Annotated in this window: 19 protein-coding genes; 6 read left to right on the plus strand and 13 right to left on the minus strand. The window is 38.9% G+C overall.

Annotated features, from left to right (window positions below; genetic code table 11):
* Positions 1 to 236: 236 nt before the first annotated feature.
* Positions 237 to 1406, plus strand: coding sequence for a hypothetical protein (locus HNP38_RS06940; protein ID WP_184186569.1), 1170 nt, complete (start codon positions 237 to 239; stop codon positions 1404 to 1406).
* 125 nt (positions 1407 to 1531) lie between these two features.
* Here HNP38_RS06940 and HNP38_RS06945 read toward each other — a convergent pair whose 3' ends face one another.
* Positions 1532 to 2197, minus strand: a complete 666-nt coding sequence (locus tag HNP38_RS06945) for a phytanoyl-CoA dioxygenase family protein (RefSeq protein WP_317166708.1) — start codon at positions 2195 to 2197, stop codon at positions 1532 to 1534.
* Positions 2198 to 2208: 11 nt separating this feature from the next.
* The gene (locus HNP38_RS06950) at positions 2209 to 3459 is read right to left on the minus strand and encodes a dicarboxylate/amino acid:cation symporter (RefSeq protein WP_184186572.1); all 1251 of its coding nucleotides are present in this window, start codon (positions 3457 to 3459) and stop codon (positions 2209 to 2211) included.
* A 222-nt stretch (positions 3460 to 3681) separates the two neighbouring features.
* Here HNP38_RS06950 and HNP38_RS06955 point away from each other — a divergent pair, with 222 nt between their 5' ends.
* The 3 genes from HNP38_RS06955 (at position 3682) to HNP38_RS06965 (ending at position 7439) form a co-directional block, all read left to right on the plus strand.
* Positions 3682 to 4164, plus strand: coding sequence for a BON domain-containing protein (locus HNP38_RS06955; protein WP_184186575.1), 483 nt, complete (start codon positions 3682 to 3684; stop codon positions 4162 to 4164).
* Positions 4165 to 4170: 6 nt separating this feature from the next.
* Positions 4171 to 4590: an SH3 domain-containing protein gene (locus tag HNP38_RS06960; protein ID WP_184186578.1), complete on the plus strand. Its 420-nt coding sequence runs from the start codon at positions 4171 to 4173 to the stop codon at positions 4588 to 4590.
* 77 nt (positions 4591 to 4667) lie between these two features.
* Entirely contained in the window at positions 4668 to 7439 is a 2772-nt protein-coding gene (locus HNP38_RS06965; protein WP_184186581.1) for a TonB-dependent receptor, read from the plus strand.
* A 112-nt stretch (positions 7440 to 7551) separates the two neighbouring features.
* On the opposite strand, the gene HNP38_RS06970 is transcribed toward HNP38_RS06965, so the two are convergent.
* The 3 genes from HNP38_RS06970 to speB form a co-directional block, all read right to left on the minus strand.
* Positions 7552 to 8160: an alpha-ketoglutarate-dependent dioxygenase AlkB family protein gene (locus HNP38_RS06970; RefSeq protein ID WP_184187658.1), complete on the minus strand. Its 609-nt coding sequence runs from the start codon at positions 8158 to 8160 to the stop codon at positions 7552 to 7554.
* 250 nt (positions 8161 to 8410) lie between these two features.
* Positions 8411 to 9265, minus strand: a complete 855-nt coding sequence (locus HNP38_RS06975; protein WP_184186584.1) for a bifunctional helix-turn-helix domain-containing protein/methylated-DNA--[protein]-cysteine S-methyltransferase — start codon at positions 9263 to 9265, stop codon at positions 8411 to 8413.
* Between the two features lie 68 nt (positions 9266 to 9333).
* The gene (speB, locus tag HNP38_RS06980) at positions 9334 to 10188 is read right to left on the minus strand and encodes an agmatinase (protein ID WP_184186587.1); all 855 of its coding nucleotides are present in this window, start codon (positions 10186 to 10188) and stop codon (positions 9334 to 9336) included.
* Between the two features lie 213 nt (positions 10189 to 10401).
* Here speB and HNP38_RS06985 point away from each other — a divergent pair, with 213 nt between their 5' ends.
* Positions 10402 to 11064 (plus strand): HAD family hydrolase, encoded by a 663-nt coding sequence (locus HNP38_RS06985; RefSeq protein WP_184186590.1) that lies wholly within the window; start codon positions 10402 to 10404, stop codon positions 11062 to 11064.
* Between the two features lie 78 nt (positions 11065 to 11142).
* Here the strand turns inward: HNP38_RS06985 and HNP38_RS06990 are convergent, their stop codons facing one another.
* The 6 genes from HNP38_RS06990 to HNP38_RS07015 form a co-directional block, all read right to left on the minus strand.
* Entirely contained in the window at positions 11143 to 12540 is a 1398-nt protein-coding gene (locus tag HNP38_RS06990) for an arginine decarboxylase (RefSeq protein ID WP_184186594.1), read from the minus strand.
* Between the two features lie 117 nt (positions 12541 to 12657).
* The gene (locus tag HNP38_RS06995) at positions 12658 to 13425 is read right to left on the minus strand and encodes an MBL fold metallo-hydrolase (protein ID WP_184186597.1); all 768 of its coding nucleotides are present in this window, start codon (positions 13423 to 13425) and stop codon (positions 12658 to 12660) included.
* A 69-nt stretch (positions 13426 to 13494) separates the two neighbouring features.
* On the minus strand, positions 13495 to 14067 hold the full coding sequence (locus tag HNP38_RS07000) for a Crp/Fnr family transcriptional regulator (RefSeq protein ID WP_184186600.1): 573 nt from the start codon (positions 14065 to 14067) through the stop codon (positions 13495 to 13497).
* 8 nt (positions 14068 to 14075) lie between these two features.
* Complete coding sequence (locus HNP38_RS07005) at positions 14076 to 14705, minus strand: thiamine diphosphokinase (RefSeq protein WP_184186604.1); 630 nt, start codon at positions 14703 to 14705, stop codon at positions 14076 to 14078.
* Positions 14695 to 15264 carry a cob(I)yrinic acid a,c-diamide adenosyltransferase gene (locus HNP38_RS07010; protein ID WP_184186607.1) on the minus strand — a complete coding sequence of 190 codons (570 nt, stop codon included), beginning with the start codon at positions 15262 to 15264 and terminating at the stop codon, positions 14695 to 14697. The genes HNP38_RS07005 and HNP38_RS07010 overlap by 11 nt, the downstream gene beginning before the upstream one ends.
* A 139-nt stretch (positions 15265 to 15403) precedes the next feature.
* Entirely contained in the window at positions 15404 to 15988 is a 585-nt protein-coding gene (locus tag HNP38_RS07015) for a hypothetical protein (RefSeq protein ID WP_184186610.1), read from the minus strand.
* Positions 15989 to 16162: 174 nt separating this feature from the next.
* Between HNP38_RS07015 and HNP38_RS07020 the strand changes: the two genes are divergently transcribed.
* Positions 16163 to 16654 (plus strand): DinB family protein, encoded by a 492-nt coding sequence (locus tag HNP38_RS07020; RefSeq protein WP_184186613.1) that lies wholly within the window; start codon positions 16163 to 16165, stop codon positions 16652 to 16654.
* A 220-nt stretch (positions 16655 to 16874) separates the two neighbouring features.
* On the opposite strand, the gene HNP38_RS07025 is transcribed toward HNP38_RS07020, so the two are convergent.
* Positions 16875 to 17828, minus strand: a complete 954-nt coding sequence (locus tag HNP38_RS07025; RefSeq protein WP_184186616.1) for a helix-turn-helix transcriptional regulator — start codon at positions 17826 to 17828, stop codon at positions 16875 to 16877.
* Positions 17828 to 19555, minus strand: coding sequence for an ABC transporter ATP-binding protein (locus tag HNP38_RS07030; RefSeq protein ID WP_184187661.1), 1728 nt, complete (start codon positions 19553 to 19555; stop codon positions 17828 to 17830). The genes HNP38_RS07025 and HNP38_RS07030 overlap by 1 nt, the downstream gene beginning before the upstream one ends.
* Positions 19556 to 19646 lie beyond the last annotated feature (91 nt).

Here is a 19646-nt window from a genome sequence, read left to right on the forward strand (position 1 = left end):
TATTCAACACATATCTCCTTAATAAACAAGAGATCACAACAACAAAATAATCTCACTACATATTGAATTATTAGTAATTTTTATCACGAAATAATTACAATTAATTGTTAAAATATTAAAATTACACTCAATATTAGTTTATATAGCTTATTATTTTTTATATTTGTAGAATAACAACAAATATGAAAAAAACAATTTTTCCATGTATAATTGGCATATTTTGCTTTTGTACATCCATGAATGCCCAAGTAGGAATTAACACAGACACTCCTGAGGCAACCTTTGATATTACTGCTAAAAATCCAACCGGAACTTCGACCGATGTAGATGGGCTTTTACTTCCCAGAGTTGACAGACAAAAGGCTCAGAGCATGACGGGTGTTCCCGTTTCTACCCTGATATATGTCAACAGTATTGCTACCGGAACACAAACCGGAACCGCAGCTAACATAGATTCTGCAGGCTATTACTATTTTAATGGCTCCGCCTGGATAAAACTCAATATAAACAATCTGAATATATATAATTCCAATGGCACACTTACTGCAAACAGAGTTGTAACCACAGCTGGAAATTCATTATCTTTTACCAACGGAGCTAATAATATATTAATAGGGACTACAGGAACGCAGGGCATTATTACAGCTACAGGCTCCACAAGAGGGGCATTACAGCTTAACGGAGGTTCAGGACAGATCAATGCTTTTGTAGACAATAACAATGCCGCCCAAATTAATTCAACAGGAAACAGTACAGAATTAAACATAGGTACTCTTACTGCTACTCCTGTCAATATTCTGACCAATGGCAGCAACAAAGTTACGATCACCAGTGCTGGACAAGTAGGTGTTGGAACTTCCGCTCCCTCTGAACTTCTGGATATAAATGGACGTGCAAGAGTGAGAACAATGGACATGGCAACAGGTTCCAACTTTATAACACCGGTTTACTCTGACTCAAACGGGGTTCTTATAAAAGCTTCTTCATCAGCCGTTTATGGAGGCATCATTTCCTCGTCTTCTACTATTGCAAGTGGTGCTACAGGAGCATTAATTACCGGTATGGCTGCCGGTGCCGTGTACAAAGCTATCGTAACTGTTGGTGACGGCTGTTCATATATTACTGTTGCGGAGTATATGGTAACTAACTATTCTTTCAATAATAATTATGCCATTAAGGGCTTAGACGGACTTTTCAGTAACGGATCTGCCAAAGCACCTACATTTACAGAAACAAACAGAACAACTACAGGTACTACCTGGGCAGGTAAACCGACATGTGCAGATGGTGGAAATTCTTCTTCTTTAAACTATACATTAACCATGCCTTCTGCGGGAACCATAAACGTTACGAATAACGGAAATGTGGGCAGAACCTACAATATTGTTCTTACAAGGATTATTTAATAACAGCATAGTAAAGATCAATAAATTTCAACTTTTGACATCAGGAACAATATAAAATCTCACATTATTTCCAAGCGTACTTCTCTGACCACTTTAGCCCTTCGGGAAGTTCACTAGCAGAGAATTCAATGTGGATAACTCTTCGTTTCCTGCCATTGGTTGTCCTGCTTGAGCCGTGAAGAAGGAGTGGTTTCATGATCATCACCCCTCCTTTTTCTACTTTGCAGATCTCTTCGGTCTACCCTCCACTCAATGGTTTCAGGCCTGTAGATCCCTTTGGAATGGGACTTCGGAATAACTTTCAGGGCACCATTATCTTCATCCGTATCATCCAGATGGATCCTGATCGTATAAATATTTTCCAGAATGTCTAGGGGAGGCTGTACGGCAAACTGATCTTGCTTTGTGGTCCAAGGCCCGAAACCGGGTAGATCTGTTTTTTTATCTACAGAAATGGTCAGATCCTGATGATAGGCAACATACCAGTTGGATCTTTCAGACTTATCAAAATAGATACTTTTTACTGTAAAATACCTCTCATCGAAAATATCTTTGATGATCGTTTGAATATTGTCATTAAAGATAAGATCTCTTACATCCGGAATTTCCTTTAAAAACTGTCTTATGGCAAACAGATCCTCAGATTTCCTGAAATTTTCCCTGGATGTATCTATATTCTGAATAACATCTGCTATCCGTCCGATCTCTTCTTCGGAAAAAATAGCATTAATAACAGTATAACCATTTTCCAGAATACGTTTTTTGTGAGCTTGCAGATTTTTACCTTTCATCAGAACCGGATTTACATATCCCCGCCATGATTATCCAGCTGCCCCTCCCATTTAGAGACCGCTGAGGTAGCAAGGGCATTCCCCAATACGTTGGTCATACTTCTACCCATATCGCAGAAGTGATCGATAGGCAGGATAAGTGCAATTCCTTCAGGCGGAATACCAAACATGGAGCATGTAGCCACAATAATTACCAGAGAAGCCCTCGGAACTCCGGCAATTCCTTTTGAAGTAAGCATCAGTACCAAAAGCATGGTCACCTGCTGCCCTATACTCATTTCAATACCATAGATCTGTGCAATAAAGATGGACGCAAACGTCATATACATCATACTGCCATCCAGATTAAATGAGTATCCTAATGGTAAAATGAAAGACACTACCCTGTTATTACAACCGAATCTTTCCAGTTCTTCCACCAGTTTAGGGAATACGGCCTCAGAACTTGTGGTTGAAAATGCTATTAGCAAAGGTTCTTTGATTCTTCTTATCAACTCGAAAAGACGTTTTCCCAGGATCAGGTAGCCTACCAGTAATAAAACAGCCCAAAGTATAGCTAATGCAAAGAAAAAGTCCCTTAAATAAATGGCATACACTTTAAAAATTTCAAAACCGTTGGTTGCCACCACGGCCGCAATTGCTCCTAACACCCCAAGAGGGGCAAACCACATGATATAGCCTACCATTTTAAGGATAGCATGCGCTATAATGTCAAACAATTTAATAACAGGCTTAGCATATTCTTCCCCTAAATTGGCCAAAGCAACCCCGAACATAATAGAAAAAACTACAATCTGCAGCACTTCATTAGTAGCAAATGCTTCAAATAAGCTTTTAGGAATTACATGCTTTACAAAATCTTCAAGAGAGAAGCCTTTGCTGCTTTTCAGCAATTCCTCGGCAGAAGCGGCATCCTGGATCGGCAATTTGGTCACATGCCCCGGTTCAAGCCAGTTCACAAGCACCAGCCCTATAAAAAGGGATATCAGGGAAGCGGAAATGAACCATAGCATAGCTTTTGTTCCTACTCTTCCGATCATTTTAATGTCACTCATTTTGGCAATACCTACGACCAATGTTGTAAATACCAACGGGGCAATGATCATCTGAACAAGCCTGATGAAAATAGTTCCCAGAAGTTTTATGTTCTTAGAAAAAGGTTCTGCACTTTCCGGATACTGTACATGAACGAAGCCTCCGATTCCCACGCCTAGAATAAGGGCTACAATAATGGCTATAAATAGTTTATTTTGTCCTTTCATATTAATAGTTCAAGTTGCACAAATATAATAGTTTTTCCGTTGGGCACAGGATTTTATTGCACCCTGCTTGATTTCACATTAAATTGGCGATGCATTAAAATTAATTTACTGATTATGAAAAACTTGCAAGAAATTTAAAAAACATTTATATAATTTTTAACCTTTTGGTATAAATTTTATTATTACATTTGACTGTATTAAAACATTAATAAATATACAACTATGAAAAAAACAATTGCAATGGCTGCTTTAGCATTAGCAGTATCATTCGGAGCTATCTCTTGTAAGAAGAAAGTTTCTGATGCAGACCTTCAAACTCAAGCTACAACAATCGTAACTTCTAACCCGAATGCTTCTGTTGAGGTAAAAGATGGTGTTGCTCACCTTAGCGGAACCTTTGCAGACCAGGCGTCTAAAGATGCTATGATTACTCAGTTAAAAGCGATCAGCGGTGTAAAAGATGTGATGGATATGTCTACTATCGCTGCTGCACCTGCTCCGGTAGAAACGACTACTGCAGTAGATCCGGCTGTTCAGCAAAAAGTTCAGGATGCTGTTAAAGACTTCCCTTCTGTAAAAGTAGAGGTGGTAAACGGAGAATTAACACTTACAGGAAATGTTTCTCCTGAGCAGGCAAAAAAAATCAAGCAGTCTGTAGATGCATTGAAAGTAGGAAAAGTAAACTTTAACTATACTGTAAAATAATTAGAAATGAGCACATTACAAGATAAATATTCAAGTGTAGTTGCTGCGGCTCAGTCTGCAGGGATTTCAAATCTTCAGGTTCAAGAGCAGGACGGGATCCTTTATGTTTCCGGAAATGCTTCAAACACTGCTGCTAAAGATTCTGTATGGAATGCTTTAGGAGCCATTGACTCTACTTATTCTGCTTCAGACATCAATATCGATGTACAGGTGGCAGGTCTTGCTGCAGGTGCGGCTCTTACTGTTGCTACAGAAGACTCTAACCTGAACATCAGACAGGAGCCTTCTACTGAAGCTGCTGTGGTTGGAAAAGCTGCAAAAGGTGCTTCTGTAACTTTAATTGAGCAGACTTCTGACGATTGGTGGAAAGTAAAAACCGATGACGGACAGGAAGGTTATGCTTATTCAAGATATTTGAGAGCATAATTTTTCAAAAAATATTAACGGAACATCCCAGCAATGGGATGTTTTTTTTTATTTTTGCCTCTTAAAAAAACAATATAATGAAGAAAGCTCTATTGCTGCTGCTGATTTCCATTAGCAGCCTGGCAATTTTACATGCACAAAAAATCAATATTGACGGAAAAGTAGCTGATTATGAAAAGAAACCCGTAGAGAACGCCACCGTATATCTTCTCAAGGAAAAAGACTCATCGATCATTAATTACACGGCCACTAATAAAGAGGGTAAATTTTCCCTTAAATTAGATGAACTGGAAGAACCAACCGTTCTGAAGGTTGACGCAGAAAAACTGATCTCTTACTCCAAAAAATTTGAAAAAATAAGCCAATCCTTATCTTTAGGAGATATTGAGCTTGAAAAGAATTCGGTCTTTAATATCGAGGAAGTAAAGATTACCGCTTCTCCTGTAAAGATAAAAAAAGATACCATAGAATTTAGTGCATCTGCCATCAAAGTCCGGCCAGACAGCAAAATCGAAGAGCTGCTGAAGCAGATCCCGGGAGTTGAGATCAGCAATGAAGGAAAGATCACGGTTAACGGGAAAGAGGTAGATCAGATCATGATCAATGGCAAACCTTTCTTTGACAAAGACGGTAAAATTGCGCTGCAAAACCTTCCGGCAGATATTATTAAAAATATTCAGTTCACCACCACCAAAACAAAGGAAGAGGAACTAAGTGGAAAAACGGCAAAATCAAATAATACCACGATCAATTTCAATATTGATGAAAAGAAAAACAAAGGGCTCATTTCAAGGCTTACTCTGGGATATGGCTCAGATAAGCGTTATGAAGGCAGTGCTCTTTTAAGCTATTTTAAGAATGACACCAAAATAAGCCTACTCGCTTCTTCGAATAACATCAACTCTCAGGGGTTTTCCAATGATGAGGTGTTTGACAGCATGGGCCACGGAAGAAATTCATGGCTGATGCAGGGAGCCAGTGTTTCCAGAATTGGTAATACCACCTATTATATGCAGGGAGGAAATGCGAAAGGAATTCAAAGATCAACAACCGTAGGCTTTAATTACAGTGATAAGCTGGCAAAGGATGCTGACCTGGAATCTTTAAGCATCATCCATACCAATAACAACCTTGAAACCCGGTCTAAAGTTTCAAGAACAACCCTGCTTCCCGATTATACTTTAAAAACCAACTCTGAAAGTAATGGTGAAAATGAAAACAGGCAGTATAGTTTTGATACTTCAGCGAGGATCAAACTGGACTCCCTGACCAACATTTATGTTTCCCCTTCTTTTTCCAGAACGGAAGGATTTACATTCAACAATTCGAAATCTTCCACACTGCGGAATGATGTTCTTCTTAACGAGAATGAGTCTTATACAAGTACTGATTCGGAAGGCAATACTTTCAGTCCCAGCATTTATTTTTCAAAGAAGTTCAGGAAAAAAGGAAGGGTAGCCTCTGCTAATATGGATACTTCCATTTCGGAAACTAAAAATAGCAATCTGAACAGGTCACAAACCCTGTTCTATCAGGGAACGGAGCCCGATGATATCAGGAATCAGCTTTCCAGGAGCAGGAATCAGAACAGCAGCTATCGTTTCAGCGCAGGCTATACCGAGCCTCTTTCCGATTCTGCCAATGTAAGCTTTAACCTGAGCTATGAAGCCAAAGTATCCAGGGGTTTAAGAGATGTAAATGATTTTGATGCAAATACGGGAGAATATTCCAATTATAATACGCTTCTCTCCACAAGTATGGACCAAAAGATCAATCAGATCTCCCCTGAGCTGTCTTTTGATATGAACAAAAAGAAGTTCAATATCTGGGGATCGGTAAGCCTTGATATTTCTGATATGAAAGTAAATTCCGTTTTTAACGGGCAGTCGTACGGACTTCAGAAAAACTTCGGCCTTCCCAGCCATAACGTAAGTGTGCAATACGAATTCTCGGAAAATAAAAGGCTGAGTTTATACAACTCGTCAGATTTCACCATCCCTACTGCTGAGCAGCTTACCCCTTACACGGATCTTTCCAATCCGTTAATTGCTTACCAGGGAAATCCGGACCTTAAAAATCCGTGGGCCAACAGGACTTATCTTTATTTCAACAATTTCAATATGGTAAAGAATACCAGCTACTACATCAATATGGGCTTTACCTACGGAAATAATAATATTATCAATTATTCTTATTACGATGAGTCAGGGAAGCAGTTCGTCACGTATTCCAATGTCAGCGGTAACAAGAATTTTAACTTAGGAGCAGGTTACAGCAAGACTTTCAAATGGAAAGACAGTAAAATGACCATCAATCCAAGATTGAGCATGAACTATGATTACAGCAGGGGTTTCATTAACGGGCAGGCTTTTACCAGCAATTCCTACAGATTTTATCCCGGTTTGAATCTCACCTACGAAATCAAGGACAAGCTTACCCTGAAACCGTCTTACAGTATTGGCTACAGCCTTTCAAAATACACCAATTACAGTATTGATAAAGTACAGGCAAGCAATCAGGCATTAAAGCTGGAAACAACCAATTACCTGTTCCAGAGCAGGCTGGTTTTCGGAAATGATTTTGAATATAATACGAATTCCAATATTGCCCCGGGATTTAAAAGGGATTTTTATTTCTGGAATACGAGTTTAGGCTATTCGTTTTTCAATAAACAGCTTACGGCAAAGGTTAAGGTATATGATGTCCTGAATCAGAACCAGAGTGTAAGACGATCGATCATGAATTCTTATTTTGAAGACCGTGAAGACCTCATCCTGAAACGTTATGTGATGTTTTCCCTTACTATGAAGCTTAATAAATTTGCAGGTAAGAAAACACAGGGCAAATAAATATAAAAACTTTCATCTATATAAAAAACCGGAAAAGTTCTGGTTTTTTTTCATTTTATGATGAATATAAATATTTCAACAGACATATTAAAAAATCCTGTATCTGAAAGGTTTACTCTTCAATGGTTCTGAACGTAAGATTGACTCTCGGGGTTTTCACTTTTGTGGTCGGGGGAAGCCGATGAAGCCAGTGATCCTGTGTGGTTCCCTTCATCACCAGCAAGCTTCCGTTTTCCAGCCGGATCTCCACTTTTTCCTTAGTATGCTTATGCTTAAATAAAAACTTCCTTTCCGCACCAAAAGTCAGTGAGGCGATGGCACCATGTTTCTTCAGATCCTTTTCGCCATCACTGTGATAGGCCATTCCTTCACTTCCGTCATGATACAGGTTCAGGAGACAGGAATTATACGTTTCACCGGAAACCTCTTCACATTTCTGTTTCAGTTCCAATAACTCCGGGGTCCAGGGTATTGCATATTTGGTCCGGTTAGAATAGGTGTATTCAAATGCTTTTTCGCCGAACCATGCTACTTTTCTTTTGGTTAAAATCAGCTTACCAAAGATAACTGCTTCATCGTTCTCCCAGGGAATATGATTGAATAGATAATTGTAATAAAAGCCTGATCTGTCTTCAGAAAAAATTTTGCCATAGTAATGAACGTTTCCGTCTTTGGGAAGTATATTAAGTGGAAAGTCTGATATTTCCTCGAATAGACTCATCATTGTTTTACTGTTTTGAACATAGAGTTAATGTAAAATGTTTAGACTAAAAAAGTTAAGATCATACACACTTTTTTTGACTATAAAAGCCTCAAAGATTTTGAACACTTAAGTTTATTTTGAAATTACCCTATAAAAGTTATAAAAAGGGCATTTGAGCCAGGATTCGGCTAAAGCCCATCCCTATTAATCAGATTCTTTGTATTTTTTAAAGGTGGTTTTCTTCTTATTCTTAACTTCTGAAAAAACCTTAAGTGATATTTTCGGAATATATTCGTGAGCTTTCCCAGCCAACGATAAGCTGCTTTCTTTCACTACCCCATCTGTAGCCCCCGATATTCCCGGAAGACTGGATCACCCTGTGGCATGGAATAAGAAATGCTACCGGATTACTCCCGATGGCTGTTCCCACGGCTCTTGAGGCTTTAGGATTCCCGATCTTCTCCGCCAGGTTTCCGTAAGTGGACAATCTTCCCATTGGTATGGAGAGAAGGCTTTCCCAAACCTTAAGCTGGAAATCGGTTCCTTTTAGGTGCAATTTTACTGTGCTGAGCTTGCTCCAGTCTTTATTAAAAATAGACAGCGCATTTTCTTGAAGGAGATCCTGTTTTTCAAAAAAAGAAGCATTAAGAAACTGATTTTTCAGGTTGCCTAATGCTGTTTCTTTATGATCTTCAAAAGCCATATAGCAGATCCCTTTTTCCGTAGAAGCAGTGATCACATTTCCGAAAGGGCTTCCGGAAAAACTGTAGTATATGGTAAGGTTTTTTCCGCCATTCTTATACTCTGCAGGAGACATTCCTTCTATTTTCACAAACAGGTCATGAAGCCTGCTTGTGCTGGAAAGGCCGGTTTCATACGCAGCATCGGACAGGCTTGCGTTCTCTTCTTTCAACAGGTTTTTAGCATGTTCAAGGCTTATGAACTGTAAAAACTTTTTAGGACTGGTTCCTGCCCAGTCTGTAAATATTTTCTGGAAATGGGCGGGACTCAGATGAATCTTTTCTGCCACTTCATCCAAACCCGGCTGAAGCCTGAAATTACTTCTGATATATTCTATCGCTTTAGCAATCCTGTTATAATCTATCTGACTTTGTGTGGACATATCTTTTTGTTTTATCTCACAAATTTCCAAAGAATATACTGCATAAAAAATCCGATTCCTGCGGAATTTTAATCCTGATTGATATGATAATAAGCGAGCATCTTATAATACAGCTTAGCGGCTAAGAAAGCTGAAGGCTTAGCCATCGGGGAATCCATTAATTCTACAATATCAAAAGCCACTACGTTGCATTTTTCAAATACTTTTCTCAATAATTCCAGGGTTGGATACCATTGCAATCCTCCCGGTTCCGGGGTTCCCGTAGACGGAGCAATCGAAGGGTCGAAAGCATCCAGGTCTATCGTTATATACACATTTCCTGAAACTTTTTCCAAAACGTCATTTACCCAGTTCTCATTATTGGCAATCTCATGAGCGAAAAACACTCTTCCTTCGGGCAAATATTGGTACTCTTCCACATCCATGGAACGGATTCCCACCTGAACCAGATTATGCTTCCGGCTGGCTTCAAAAACCGCACAGGCATGATTAGAAGTGGAACCATGGAATTCCGGACGAAGGTCTGTATGGGCATCTAACTGAAGAACGGTCAAATTCTCATATTTTTCCCCTACTGCACGAATAGAACCTATAGAAACGGAGTGCTCACCACCGAAAAGTGTAAATAACTTACCATCATTCTGCAAAAGCTCTGTGGTTTTCTGATATACTGCTTCCGTCATGGCTTCGGGAGTAGAGTTTTCGGAAACTTCTCCTGCCAGGTACACTCCTTCAAGATAAGGCTCGGTTCCGGTTTCAATGTCGTACAGTTCCATATTTTCTGATGCATTCAGGAACAATTCAGGGCCTTTATCAGCTCCTTTCCCCCATGTTGAGGTACCATCATAGGGAACGGTTACCAGCATTACTTTTGAATTTTCTAACGTAGCATTTTCTTCAGGAATTCCTGCGTATGTTTTCATATATGATTTATTAATTAAAAAATTAAATGATTAAAAGATTTAATAATTAAAAGATTACACAAAGATACAAAATAGTACTTGAGTTATAAGTTATGAAGATGAGTTATGAGTTGCGGAATCGTTGAATATTCATCGGTCTGTAGCCTAATTCTTCAATTATTAAATCTTTTAATCTTTAAATTTTAAAAGCTATTTTTGCAAAAACTTTTCAATATGTCTTTAAAAGCCGTGCTTTTCGATATGGACGGGGTCATTGTAGATACGGAACCATTGCACAAAAAAGCTTATTATCAAATGTTCAGTGAATTGGAAATTGAGGTTTCGGAGGATCTGTATGCTTCTTTCACAGGAGCTTCTACCAAAAGGGTGTGTGAAACCCTGATCCGGAAGTATAACCTCAGCCATACTCATGAAGGTCTTACGGATATCAAAAGAACTTATTTTAAAGATTACTTCTACAATGATGAGGATTTTGATCTTATTCCCGGGGTAAGAGAACTGATGAAGCATTATCATGAAAATGGCATTAAACTGATCGTAGCCTCTTCTGCCAGCATGGTAACGATTAAAATGGTTTTTGAAAAATTCGGAATTGAAAAATACTTCAGCGGAAAGATAAGCGGAGCTGACCTGAAGGAATCCAAACCTCATCCTGAAATTTTCCTTTTAGCGGCACAAATGGCCAATGAGCCTAATGAAAACTGTATGGTGATCGAAGATTCCACCAATGGGATCTTAGCTGCGCATAAAGCGAATATCTTCTGTGCAGCCTATAAGAGTTTACATTCAAAAAAGCAGGACTATGCTCTGGCTAATATTGTGGTTTCTGATTATTCTGAACTGGAACTGGATAAAATCTCCGGTTATTTTAAATAAAAAAGCCATCGCATTGATGACTTTTATTTTATCTCACTATTTGTCATTCCTACTTTCGTCGGAATGACAATTATGTACTTATTGATTATAACCTAATAACTTCAATATGTCTTCCGGTTCCTGTTTTTCACGGAAAATCTCATACTGGAATTCCCCGTTTTCATCTTTCTGGATCAGAATGTGTCTTGGCTGAGGCATCAGGCAGTGATGCACCCCTCCGTAACCTCCAATTGTTTCCTGATAAGCTCCCGTATGGAAGAAACCGATGTACAGAGGTTTTGTATCACTGAAAACAGGCAGATAAATGGCATTGGTATGCTGCTCAGAATTATAATAATCATCTGAATCACAGGTAAGGCCACCCAGGAATACCCTTTCATACGTATCGTCCCAACGGTTAAGCGGAAGCATGATAAAGTGCCTTGAAATAGCCCAAGTGTCAGGAAGTGTAGTCATGAAAGAAGAATCGATCATATTCCATTTTTCCCTGTCATTCTGGCGTTTCTGGGAGATGATCTTGTAAAGGTTGGCCCCGCTTTCTCCCACGGTAAAGCTTCCGAATTCCGTATAAATATTAGGTTCTTCCACTCCTTCTTCTTCACAGAATTTTTTGATCTGGGAAACGATCTCTTCTATCATATACTGATAATCGTAATCGAAATTCAAAGAGGTTTTGATAGGGAAACCGCCACCTATGTTCAGTGAATCCACTTCCGGGGCAATTTTTTTCAAACGGGCATATACGCGGAGACATTTGTATAATTCGTTCCAATAGTACGCCGTGTCTTTGATCCCGGTATTAATGAAGAAATGAAGCATCTTCAGCCTGGCATTCGGATGTTCTGCAATTTTCTGGCTGTAATACGGGATAATGTCTTTATATCCTATCCCCAGTCTTGAGGTATAAAATTCGAATTTCGGCTCTTCCTCGGAAGCGATCCTGATCCCGATATCGAACGTGGTATCAATGCTTTCCGTAAGTTTATCAAGCTCACGGTAATTATCTAAGATCGGGGTAATATTCTCAAAGCCGCTGTTGATCATCTCTGAGATCTTGGCCAGATAATCATCTGTCTTGAAACCGTTACAGATCACTTCTATGTTTTTATCCACTTTTCCTTTTCTGTAAAGGGATTTTACGATATCCATATCATAAGCGGAAGATGTTTCGATGGATATATCATTCCTCAGGGCTTCTTCAATTACGAAATTGAAATGACTCGACTTTGTACAGTAGCAGTAGGTATAATTATTCTTGTACCCTGTTTTTTCAAAGGCTTCTTTAAACCAGCTTTTTGCTTTCTGAATATTTTGAGAAATTTTCGGGAGGTAACTTACCTTCAAAGGGGTCCCAAACTTTTCAACAACTTCCATGAGTGGAATGTCGTGAAACAACAAATTGTTCTCAGACACATTAAATTCTTCCGTAGGAAAATACAATGTCTGGTCAATAAGTTCCGAGTATTTTATTTTCATTTTTCGACAAGTGAATTAAGGATGCAAAATTGCTAAAAAAGTTTGGTTTTTTAATTTAATTTTTCTTAAAATTTATGTGTATCTCAAAGTTTCCTTATGCACTCATTCCTGCCTGTTCTATATTGTCATACTTTCGCCATCTTCCGGAATAAAGGTTTTATCTGAAAGACCTTCTTTTTTCAGATCCTGAAATAGCCGGTCTCTTTTTACCGGACAATGATTCACTGCTTCCAGATGATTGGCAATTACTTTTCCGGGGGCTTTTCTGATGAACTTTATAATGTCTTCCATATTCATCAACAGGGGCTGGAAAACATCCAGCTGTGCAGATCCGCAGGCTAAAACAGAAATACCGGGCTTAAATTCTAAAAGGACTTTGTCTACAGCCTCCGTATAGATGGTATCTGAACTCAGGTAAACCGATTTTTCATCGGGGAATTCGATATAATATCCCATTACATTTCCCATTGGCCCGGCAATAAATCCGTAGCCATGCCTCGCAGGAATTCCCTGGATTTTTCCTCCCAGAAAAGCTGTTTCTTTCCAATAATCTACCGTCTGTATTACATTCAGCCCTCTTTTCTGTAAAATTTCTTTGTCCTTCACGCTACAGATAACGGGAATATTTTTGGCTTTCAGAAATCTTTCAGCTTCTTTATCAAGGTGATCAGGATGCAGGTGTGTAATCAGACAATGAGTGGTTTTATTGATAATTTCATAAGCATTATCAGGCAGGTCGATAACAGGATTTCGCTGAGGCTTAAATCTGAACAACGTGAATGTAGGCCCAGCTTTCCCCTTTTTACTTAACATTGGATCAATCAGGATTACTTTATCCCCGGTTTCTATCACCATCGTGGCATTTCTTATGTGATGTATCTTCATTTTCGTATTATTTTAAAACGTAAAGTTCCGAAAATCCTCCCTGTTTCCTGATTGACCGGAATCAATAAATCATGTTCCGCGTTTACGGATCCTGCTTAAAGTCTCAGGGGTAATACCCAGGTAAGAAGCAATGTGGTACTGTGGGATAAGCTGTATCCAGTCCGGATTTTCTTTTAATATATCATAGTATAGCTGCTCTGCGGTGTTAATGAACTGGTTAAATTCTTCTTTCTCTTTTCTGGCCACTATTCTCTGGAATATCGTCTCAATGAAAAATTTGCCACAGCCGTATTTTTCGGTAAACGATTTGAAGCTTGGTTCGGGTAAAATTCTTAAAGTAACATCCGACAAACATTGCTGGTATTTTTTAGTCGGGGTATTATTGATAAACGAATTGAAATCTGTAATAAAATCACTGGCAGTAATAAAATTAATGTTTTTCTCCCTGTCATCTATGGCGTAATATTCTCTGATCACACCATTATCCAGAAACCGAAGCTCGTTTTCCGTTTTGCCCTGTTTTAATATAACATCCCCTTTTTTATAGTGCATCATCGTAAACGATCCTGCAAATTCCTCCAGTCCTTCTTGATTAAAGGGGAATTCCTGATTGAAAAATTCAAAGATCTTATCCTTCTCCATGAAAAAAATTAAAGATAATTTCCACCAACAAAGATCAGAAGATCCCCTTTCTCATATTCAATGGAAACTTCATCTTCAACGGCAAAGTTTCTTGTCCCCAGTCTTTCCGTAATACTCAGGTTTCCATTCGTCAAAGGCCAGTTAAGCCCGTTGGTTGTAATATTTTCAACAACCGGGAACGGATATAAGGAGATCATTTTGTCTTTTACTCCTTTTAAAGTAAAACTTTTCGGAACAAAATAGTATTCTGAAAATTCATCATAAAACCGGATATTTAATTGCTCTTTAAAGGAATAAGCAACGGTAAGGTTTCCTAAAAAATGGTCCTGCTCTCCTCCACTGCCTCCCAGAACATCCACATCATGATATCCTTTTTCCGAAATAATCTCCAATGCTTTGTGAAAATCCGTTTTGTCCTGATCAGGAGTATGGATAAATTTCTCTTCATAAATATTTTCATCCACCCCGGAATGGGAATCAAAATCCCCGGAAATGAAGTCTAATTTCTCCAAAGGAAAGCCAAGGTTTTTCAGATAATGAAAAGCCCCGTCCGTGCAGGCGATCAGCCTATAATTTCCAAGCCCGGGAAAAGATTTCGGGGCTTCTCCGTTGATGAAAAGTAATGCCCTATCTTTCATTCGGATTCCAGTATTCTTCCGATTCGCCGTTCAATTTCGAAACATATCTTGCCAGAACAAAAAGATAATCTGAAAGCCTGTTCAGATACTTGATGAGCTCGGGGCGTACTTCTTCCGATTCGTTCAGGAAAACCAGAGAACGTTCTGCTCTTCTGCAGATGGTTCTTGCCGCATGCAGGAAAGTTGCTGATTTTCCACCTCCCGGAAGGATAAAATATTGAAGTGGCTCAAGCTTTTCGTCAAAAGCATCCATCCAATGCTCCAGTTCTTCGATCTCTGTTTCGGAAATCATCAGTGTAAGACGGGATTTTCCGTTGGCCAGCATTAACTTATCTACCGGTGTTGCGGCTTCCGAGCCTACAGTAAACAGATCAAACTGTATTTTTTTCAGCTGCTGTAAAACCTCTGCATCATCGATATGGCTTTTGGCAATTCCTATGAATGAATTAAGCTCATCTATATTTCCATAGCTGTCAACTCTTGCACTGGCTTTAGAAACCCTTGTTCCGCCATATAAAGCCGTCTGTCCTTTATCTCCTGTTTTCGTGTAAATTTTCATAGGACTAAATTACTTCATTTTGTACAATGTAAAAAGTAAAATGTATTCCTGATTTTTAATGGATCAAAATCAGACCCAGAACACCTCATAATTTATATTTTTACACAAAAATGACCGATCAAAACCGGCCACTTTCAAATTATTTATCTACCTCAACATATTGCAGTACGGTCTGATCTTTCGGATTATAGATGATCGTACTGCTATTCGGAAATCTTTTCAGTTTATAATATTCAATATTCTTATCATTTTTAATATCTTCCAAGATCCTGGCATCAATAGTGTTTTCCGGAAGAAACTTTTCGATAAAACCGATCTTATCGATAATACTTTGTCCGTTGATTTTGCGGGCCGTTTTATCCGAACGGTTTTCGTCTGTTGTGGTCTGTCCCTCTAAAAAAGGGATTAAGGCTGTTTTATCCGCTTTATATTTGAAGATATAATTTTCTGTACCGTTGGGAAATGTAAACTTTTTTCCTTTTGTTTCCTGACTCACGATCTTATCTGCGTTTGGAAATACCTGACTAAACGGAACATCTTTGGAATTGGTAATGGAATTAATGGATTCATTGACCGTTTTCTTTACGGTCTCTTCCACTGCTTCCTGAGCCTTTTGCTGAACCTTTTCTGTGGTTTTCTGAACGGTCTGGTCTATTTTTTCTTCAATTTTATTACATGCCGTCAGTAAAAAAGCTGTCATAGTAGGCAGGATATATTTTTTCATGTCTGAGGAATTCCTGGTCAATTATTATAGATACATTTTCCTATTTAACGGAAAACTCTTCCTGATATTTTAAAGTAAAAATAAATATTTTTCTTTGTAAAAACCTACTGACAAACTGTTGTCATAATCTCCTATTACCTTTGTCTTAACATTAACAAATAAAAACAAAAAATTATGACAACTACAGCAACAGCCACCAAACAGTTCATGACTTCTGAACAATTACTAAATCACTGGCAGGGACACAGAAACCTGACCAGAAGGGTGATCGAAGCATTTCCTGAAAAAGACCTGTTCGAGTTTTCGGTAGGAGGTATGAGGCCATTTGCAAAACTGGCAGTAGAACTCATCAGCATTGGAGGACCAGCTTTGAAAGGGATTGTGGAAAAAAATACGGAAGCCTACAATGAAGAAGGCTTTGCTCCGAAGACAAAAGAAGAACTCTTAAAGAAATGGGATGAGGAAACTGAAACCATCAATCATTATTTCAGCCAGATCTCCGAAGAACGTTTTCAGGAAACTTTCAACCTGTTCGGGCAGTACGAATTCCCGGTGTATGAAAATATCCTTTATTTTGTAGATAATGAAATTCATCACCGTGGACAAGGATATGTTTATCTGAGAGCTTTGGGAATTGAACCACCTTTTTTTTGGGAGAGATTCTAGCCTCACTGATGCCTTTGTTAAGATTGAAAGCCCTGATCAGACTGAACATACAGAATCAATCGCTAAATAGCATAAGCAGAAAGATGGAATAGCAGAATTGCGGAAAACATTATGTATATCCATAATTAAATTTGACAAATGTTTTCGCTTTTCTGCTTTTCTCCCCGATTATGCTTTCTGCTTAATGATATTCATTTCAAAACCCGGTGATTACCGGGTTTCATGTATGTTTGGCAGATATTTTAATTAACAGATCATTGAGCTTTGTACGAAGGCTTTCAGGTTCCAATACCGTTGCATAATCTGCAAAAGTGATCAGCCAGCGGGGAAAACCTTCATCAATCCACTCTGTTTCAAAAGTGAGCTCAAACCCTTTATCAGTCTCAATTTCTTCAGTTAACCCATAATATTTTTTTGAGTTACTAAGATGTCCTATTATTTTTTTGTCAACCAGCAGCCTTACCTTCATACGGTTTCCTTCAGGGTTTCTTCTGTAATCATTAATCTGCCCATATTCCTGTGAAAAAGGATTTTGGGTTTTAGAGATCTGCAGGATCCTGTCGACCCGGAATTGCCTGAAATCTTTCCTGAGTGTGCAAAAAGCCATAATATACCAGTAATTGAATTCAAAGAAAACCCCCACCGCTTCAATTGTTCTTTGAGAAACTATGGAATCCACTGTTTTATATTCTATGCTCAGCTGGTTTTTTTCCGCGATACTTTCCAGGATCGTCGGAATTATATTTTTGACGGAATCTTCCGTCTTAGGCCGATAATTAAAAACCGCAATCTGTTTTTCAATATGCTGGATCAGATTTCTGTCAGAATACTTCAAAACGGAACGCACCTTCTCCATCGCAGTCTGGTAGTGTGTTCCCAGACTCTGATGGGAAAATCTCTGCATCAGCTTTTCAGCTGTGATAAAGCTCAACACCTCTTCTTTGGTGAACATTACCGGGGGAAGTTTGTAGCCGTCCATCAGGGAATATCCACTTCCGGCCTCTCCTACAATAGGAATTCCGGCATTTTCCAGTGTTTTTACATCGCGGTAAATGGTCCTGATACTCACATCGAATTTTTCTGCCAGATCCTGAGCCCTTACAATCGGTTTTGACTGCAGTTGTGTGAGAATAGCCGTTACCCTGTCGAGTTTCTTCAGATAATGATCGTTCATTAATCTTCTTTATACGTTTTAACCAATCGTTCTAAGTTAAGACTTCTTGCCGAGGCATCAAAAATCTCACGATAAGTACCGTTCATCTGAACCAGTTCATCATGAGTCCCGTTCTCAACTACCCTTCCCTTTTTCATCACATAGATCCTGTCAGAGTCCAGAATCTGGGATAAGGAATGTGAAATAATAATGACGGTTCTGCCTTTTTTAATGGCATCCAGTGAATTTTTGATCTGTTCCGTAGCGATCGCATCCAGGCTTGCCGTAGGCTCATCCAGAAAAATAACCGGCGGGTTTTTCAGGAACAGCCTTGCAATGGCTATCCTCTGCTGCTGGCCGCCCGATAACTGGGTCGCATCATGCCGGTACTGATCCGGAAGATCCAGGATCTGATCATGCAGATAAGCTTTTTTAGCAGCTTCCTGAATTTCTTCAAAAGAAGCATTCATATTTCCGTAGCGGATATTGTCTTCAATACTTCCCTGAAAAATATGGTTTTTCTGAAGCACCAATCCCAGGTCATCCCGCAAGAAAGTATTGTTATAATCATTCAGATTAACGTTATCCAGTAAAATCTCCCCGGAATCGGGCAGGTAAAATTTGCATAAAAGATTAATCACTGTAGATTTTCCGGCTCCGCTCAGCCCTACCAAAGCAGTGGTTTTCCCGTTTTCAATAGTCATGGAGACGTCATGCAGTGCCTGAGTCCCGTTAGGATAAGTGAAATTGACATTCTTTAATTCAAAATTCCCTTTGATCTCATCTTCTACAAAAGTACCGTTGGATTCTTTCTCATTATCAGCATTTAAAATATCAAAATATCCTTCCGCATAGATCATGGCATCATTCATATCATCATAAATGCGATGCAGTTGGCGGATCGGAGCAGAAACGTTGTTGAAAAGCATAATATGAAGCATAATGGCTCCTATAGTCATCTGCTTGTCAAGAACAAGGTAAACCGTCAAAAGAATGATTAAAACTACTCCAAACTGTTCGATAAAAGTTTTTAACCCGTCGTAGATAAAATTGGTTTTTCTTGTGAACATCTGGCTTTCCATCAGCTGCATCTGAAGATCGTACTGTTTTTTACCTTCAAATTTTTCACGGACAAAGCTTTTGATCACCATAATGGAATTGATCAGGTTCAAAAGCCCCGAAGTTTTCTGCTCCCTCTGATTTCTCAGCTGCCGGCGCACTCCGCCCAGTTTTTTAGCCTGTAACGAACTGATATAAAAATAAATCGGAACAATGACCGTGGAAACCGCACCTACATATACATTCTGCATATACATGATCACAAGGGCAATGATGGCATTGGAAAAAAGAGGTAAAATATCAATGAAAAAATTCTGTACCAGCCGGGTGAGGCTTTCAATTCCCCTGTCGATCCTTATCTGGAGCTTTCCCGACTCGTGGTTTTCATCGTTGAAATAAGCAACTCTGTAGGTCAGGATCTTGTCAATTGCCGATTGTGCAAGAACAGAGCTTACATTGATCCTAATTTTTTCACCATAGAATTTCTGCCCGAAATTGATGAAAATATTCAGCAGTTCTTTTCCGAGTAAAATAATGGAAATTACGACCAGGATATGGATGCCTTCTGACATTGGATCCGGAAGATGGGTCAGTTTCGTTACCTCATCCACCGTATATTTCAATACTACAGGGTTCACCTGTGCGGCAAGAGCGCCTAAAAAAGTAAGGAACAGGGTTCCATAGATCATTAAACGATAAGGCCTTATAAATGGAATAAGCTGTTTATAAATTCCAAATAAAGTAACTGTCCGGTTAAAAGGTTTTGCCATGAAAATTATT

The organism is Chryseobacterium defluvii, from assembly GCF_014204415.1.
Lineage (GTDB): Bacteria > Bacteroidota > Bacteroidia > Flavobacteriales > Weeksellaceae > Chryseobacterium > Chryseobacterium defluvii_A.

Bases quoted from the DNA above. Each gene is read 5' to 3' on its own strand.
- HNP38_RS06940 (WP_184186569.1), top strand. From the start codon at position 237: ATGAATGCCCAAGTAGGAATTAACACAGACACTCCTGAGGCAACCTTT.
- HNP38_RS06945 (WP_317166708.1), bottom strand. From the start codon at position 2,197: ATGAAAGGTAAAAATCTGCAAGCTCACAAAAAACGTATTCTGGAAAAT.
- HNP38_RS06950 (WP_184186572.1), bottom strand. From the start codon at position 3,459: ATGAAAGGACAAAATAAACTATTTATAGCCATTATTGTAGCCCTTATT.
- HNP38_RS06955 (WP_184186575.1), top strand. From the start codon at position 3,682: ATGAAAAAAACAATTGCAATGGCTGCTTTAGCATTAGCAGTATCATTC.
- HNP38_RS06960 (WP_184186578.1), top strand. From the start codon at position 4,171: ATGAGCACATTACAAGATAAATATTCAAGTGTAGTTGCTGCGGCTCAG.
- HNP38_RS06965 (WP_184186581.1), top strand. From the start codon at position 4,668: ATGAAGAAAGCTCTATTGCTGCTGCTGATTTCCATTAGCAGCCTGGCA.
- HNP38_RS06970 (WP_184187658.1), bottom strand. From the start codon at position 8,160: ATGAGTCTATTCGAGGAAATATCAGACTTTCCACTTAATATACTTCCC.
- HNP38_RS06975 (WP_184186584.1), bottom strand. From the start codon at position 9,265: ATGTCCACACAAAGTCAGATAGATTATAACAGGATTGCTAAAGCGATA.
- speB (WP_184186587.1), bottom strand. From the start codon at position 10,188: ATGAAAACATACGCAGGAATTCCTGAAGAAAATGCTACGTTAGAAAAT.
- HNP38_RS06985 (WP_184186590.1), top strand. From the start codon at position 10,402: ATGTCTTTAAAAGCCGTGCTTTTCGATATGGACGGGGTCATTGTAGAT.
- HNP38_RS06990 (WP_184186594.1), bottom strand. From the start codon at position 12,540: ATGAAAATAAAATACTCGGAACTTATTGACCAGACATTGTATTTTCCT.
- HNP38_RS06995 (WP_184186597.1), bottom strand. From the start codon at position 13,425: ATGAAGATACATCACATAAGAAATGCCACGATGGTGATAGAAACCGGG.
- HNP38_RS07000 (WP_184186600.1), bottom strand. From the start codon at position 14,067: ATGGAGAAGGATAAGATCTTTGAATTTTTCAATCAGGAATTCCCCTTT.
- HNP38_RS07005 (WP_184186604.1), bottom strand. From the start codon at position 14,705: ATGAAAGATAGGGCATTACTTTTCATCAACGGAGAAGCCCCGAAATCT.
- HNP38_RS07010 (WP_184186607.1), bottom strand. From the start codon at position 15,264: ATGAAAATTTACACGAAAACAGGAGATAAAGGACAGACGGCTTTATAT.
- HNP38_RS07015 (WP_184186610.1), bottom strand. From the start codon at position 15,988: ATGAAAAAATATATCCTGCCTACTATGACAGCTTTTTTACTGACGGCA.
- HNP38_RS07020 (WP_184186613.1), top strand. From the start codon at position 16,163: ATGACAACTACAGCAACAGCCACCAAACAGTTCATGACTTCTGAACAA.
- HNP38_RS07025 (WP_184186616.1), bottom strand. From the start codon at position 17,828: ATGAACGATCATTATCTGAAGAAACTCGACAGGGTAACGGCTATTCTC.
- HNP38_RS07030 (WP_184187661.1), bottom strand. From the start codon at position 19,555: ATGATCTATGGAACCCTGTTCCTTACTTTTTTAGGCGCTCTTGCCGCA.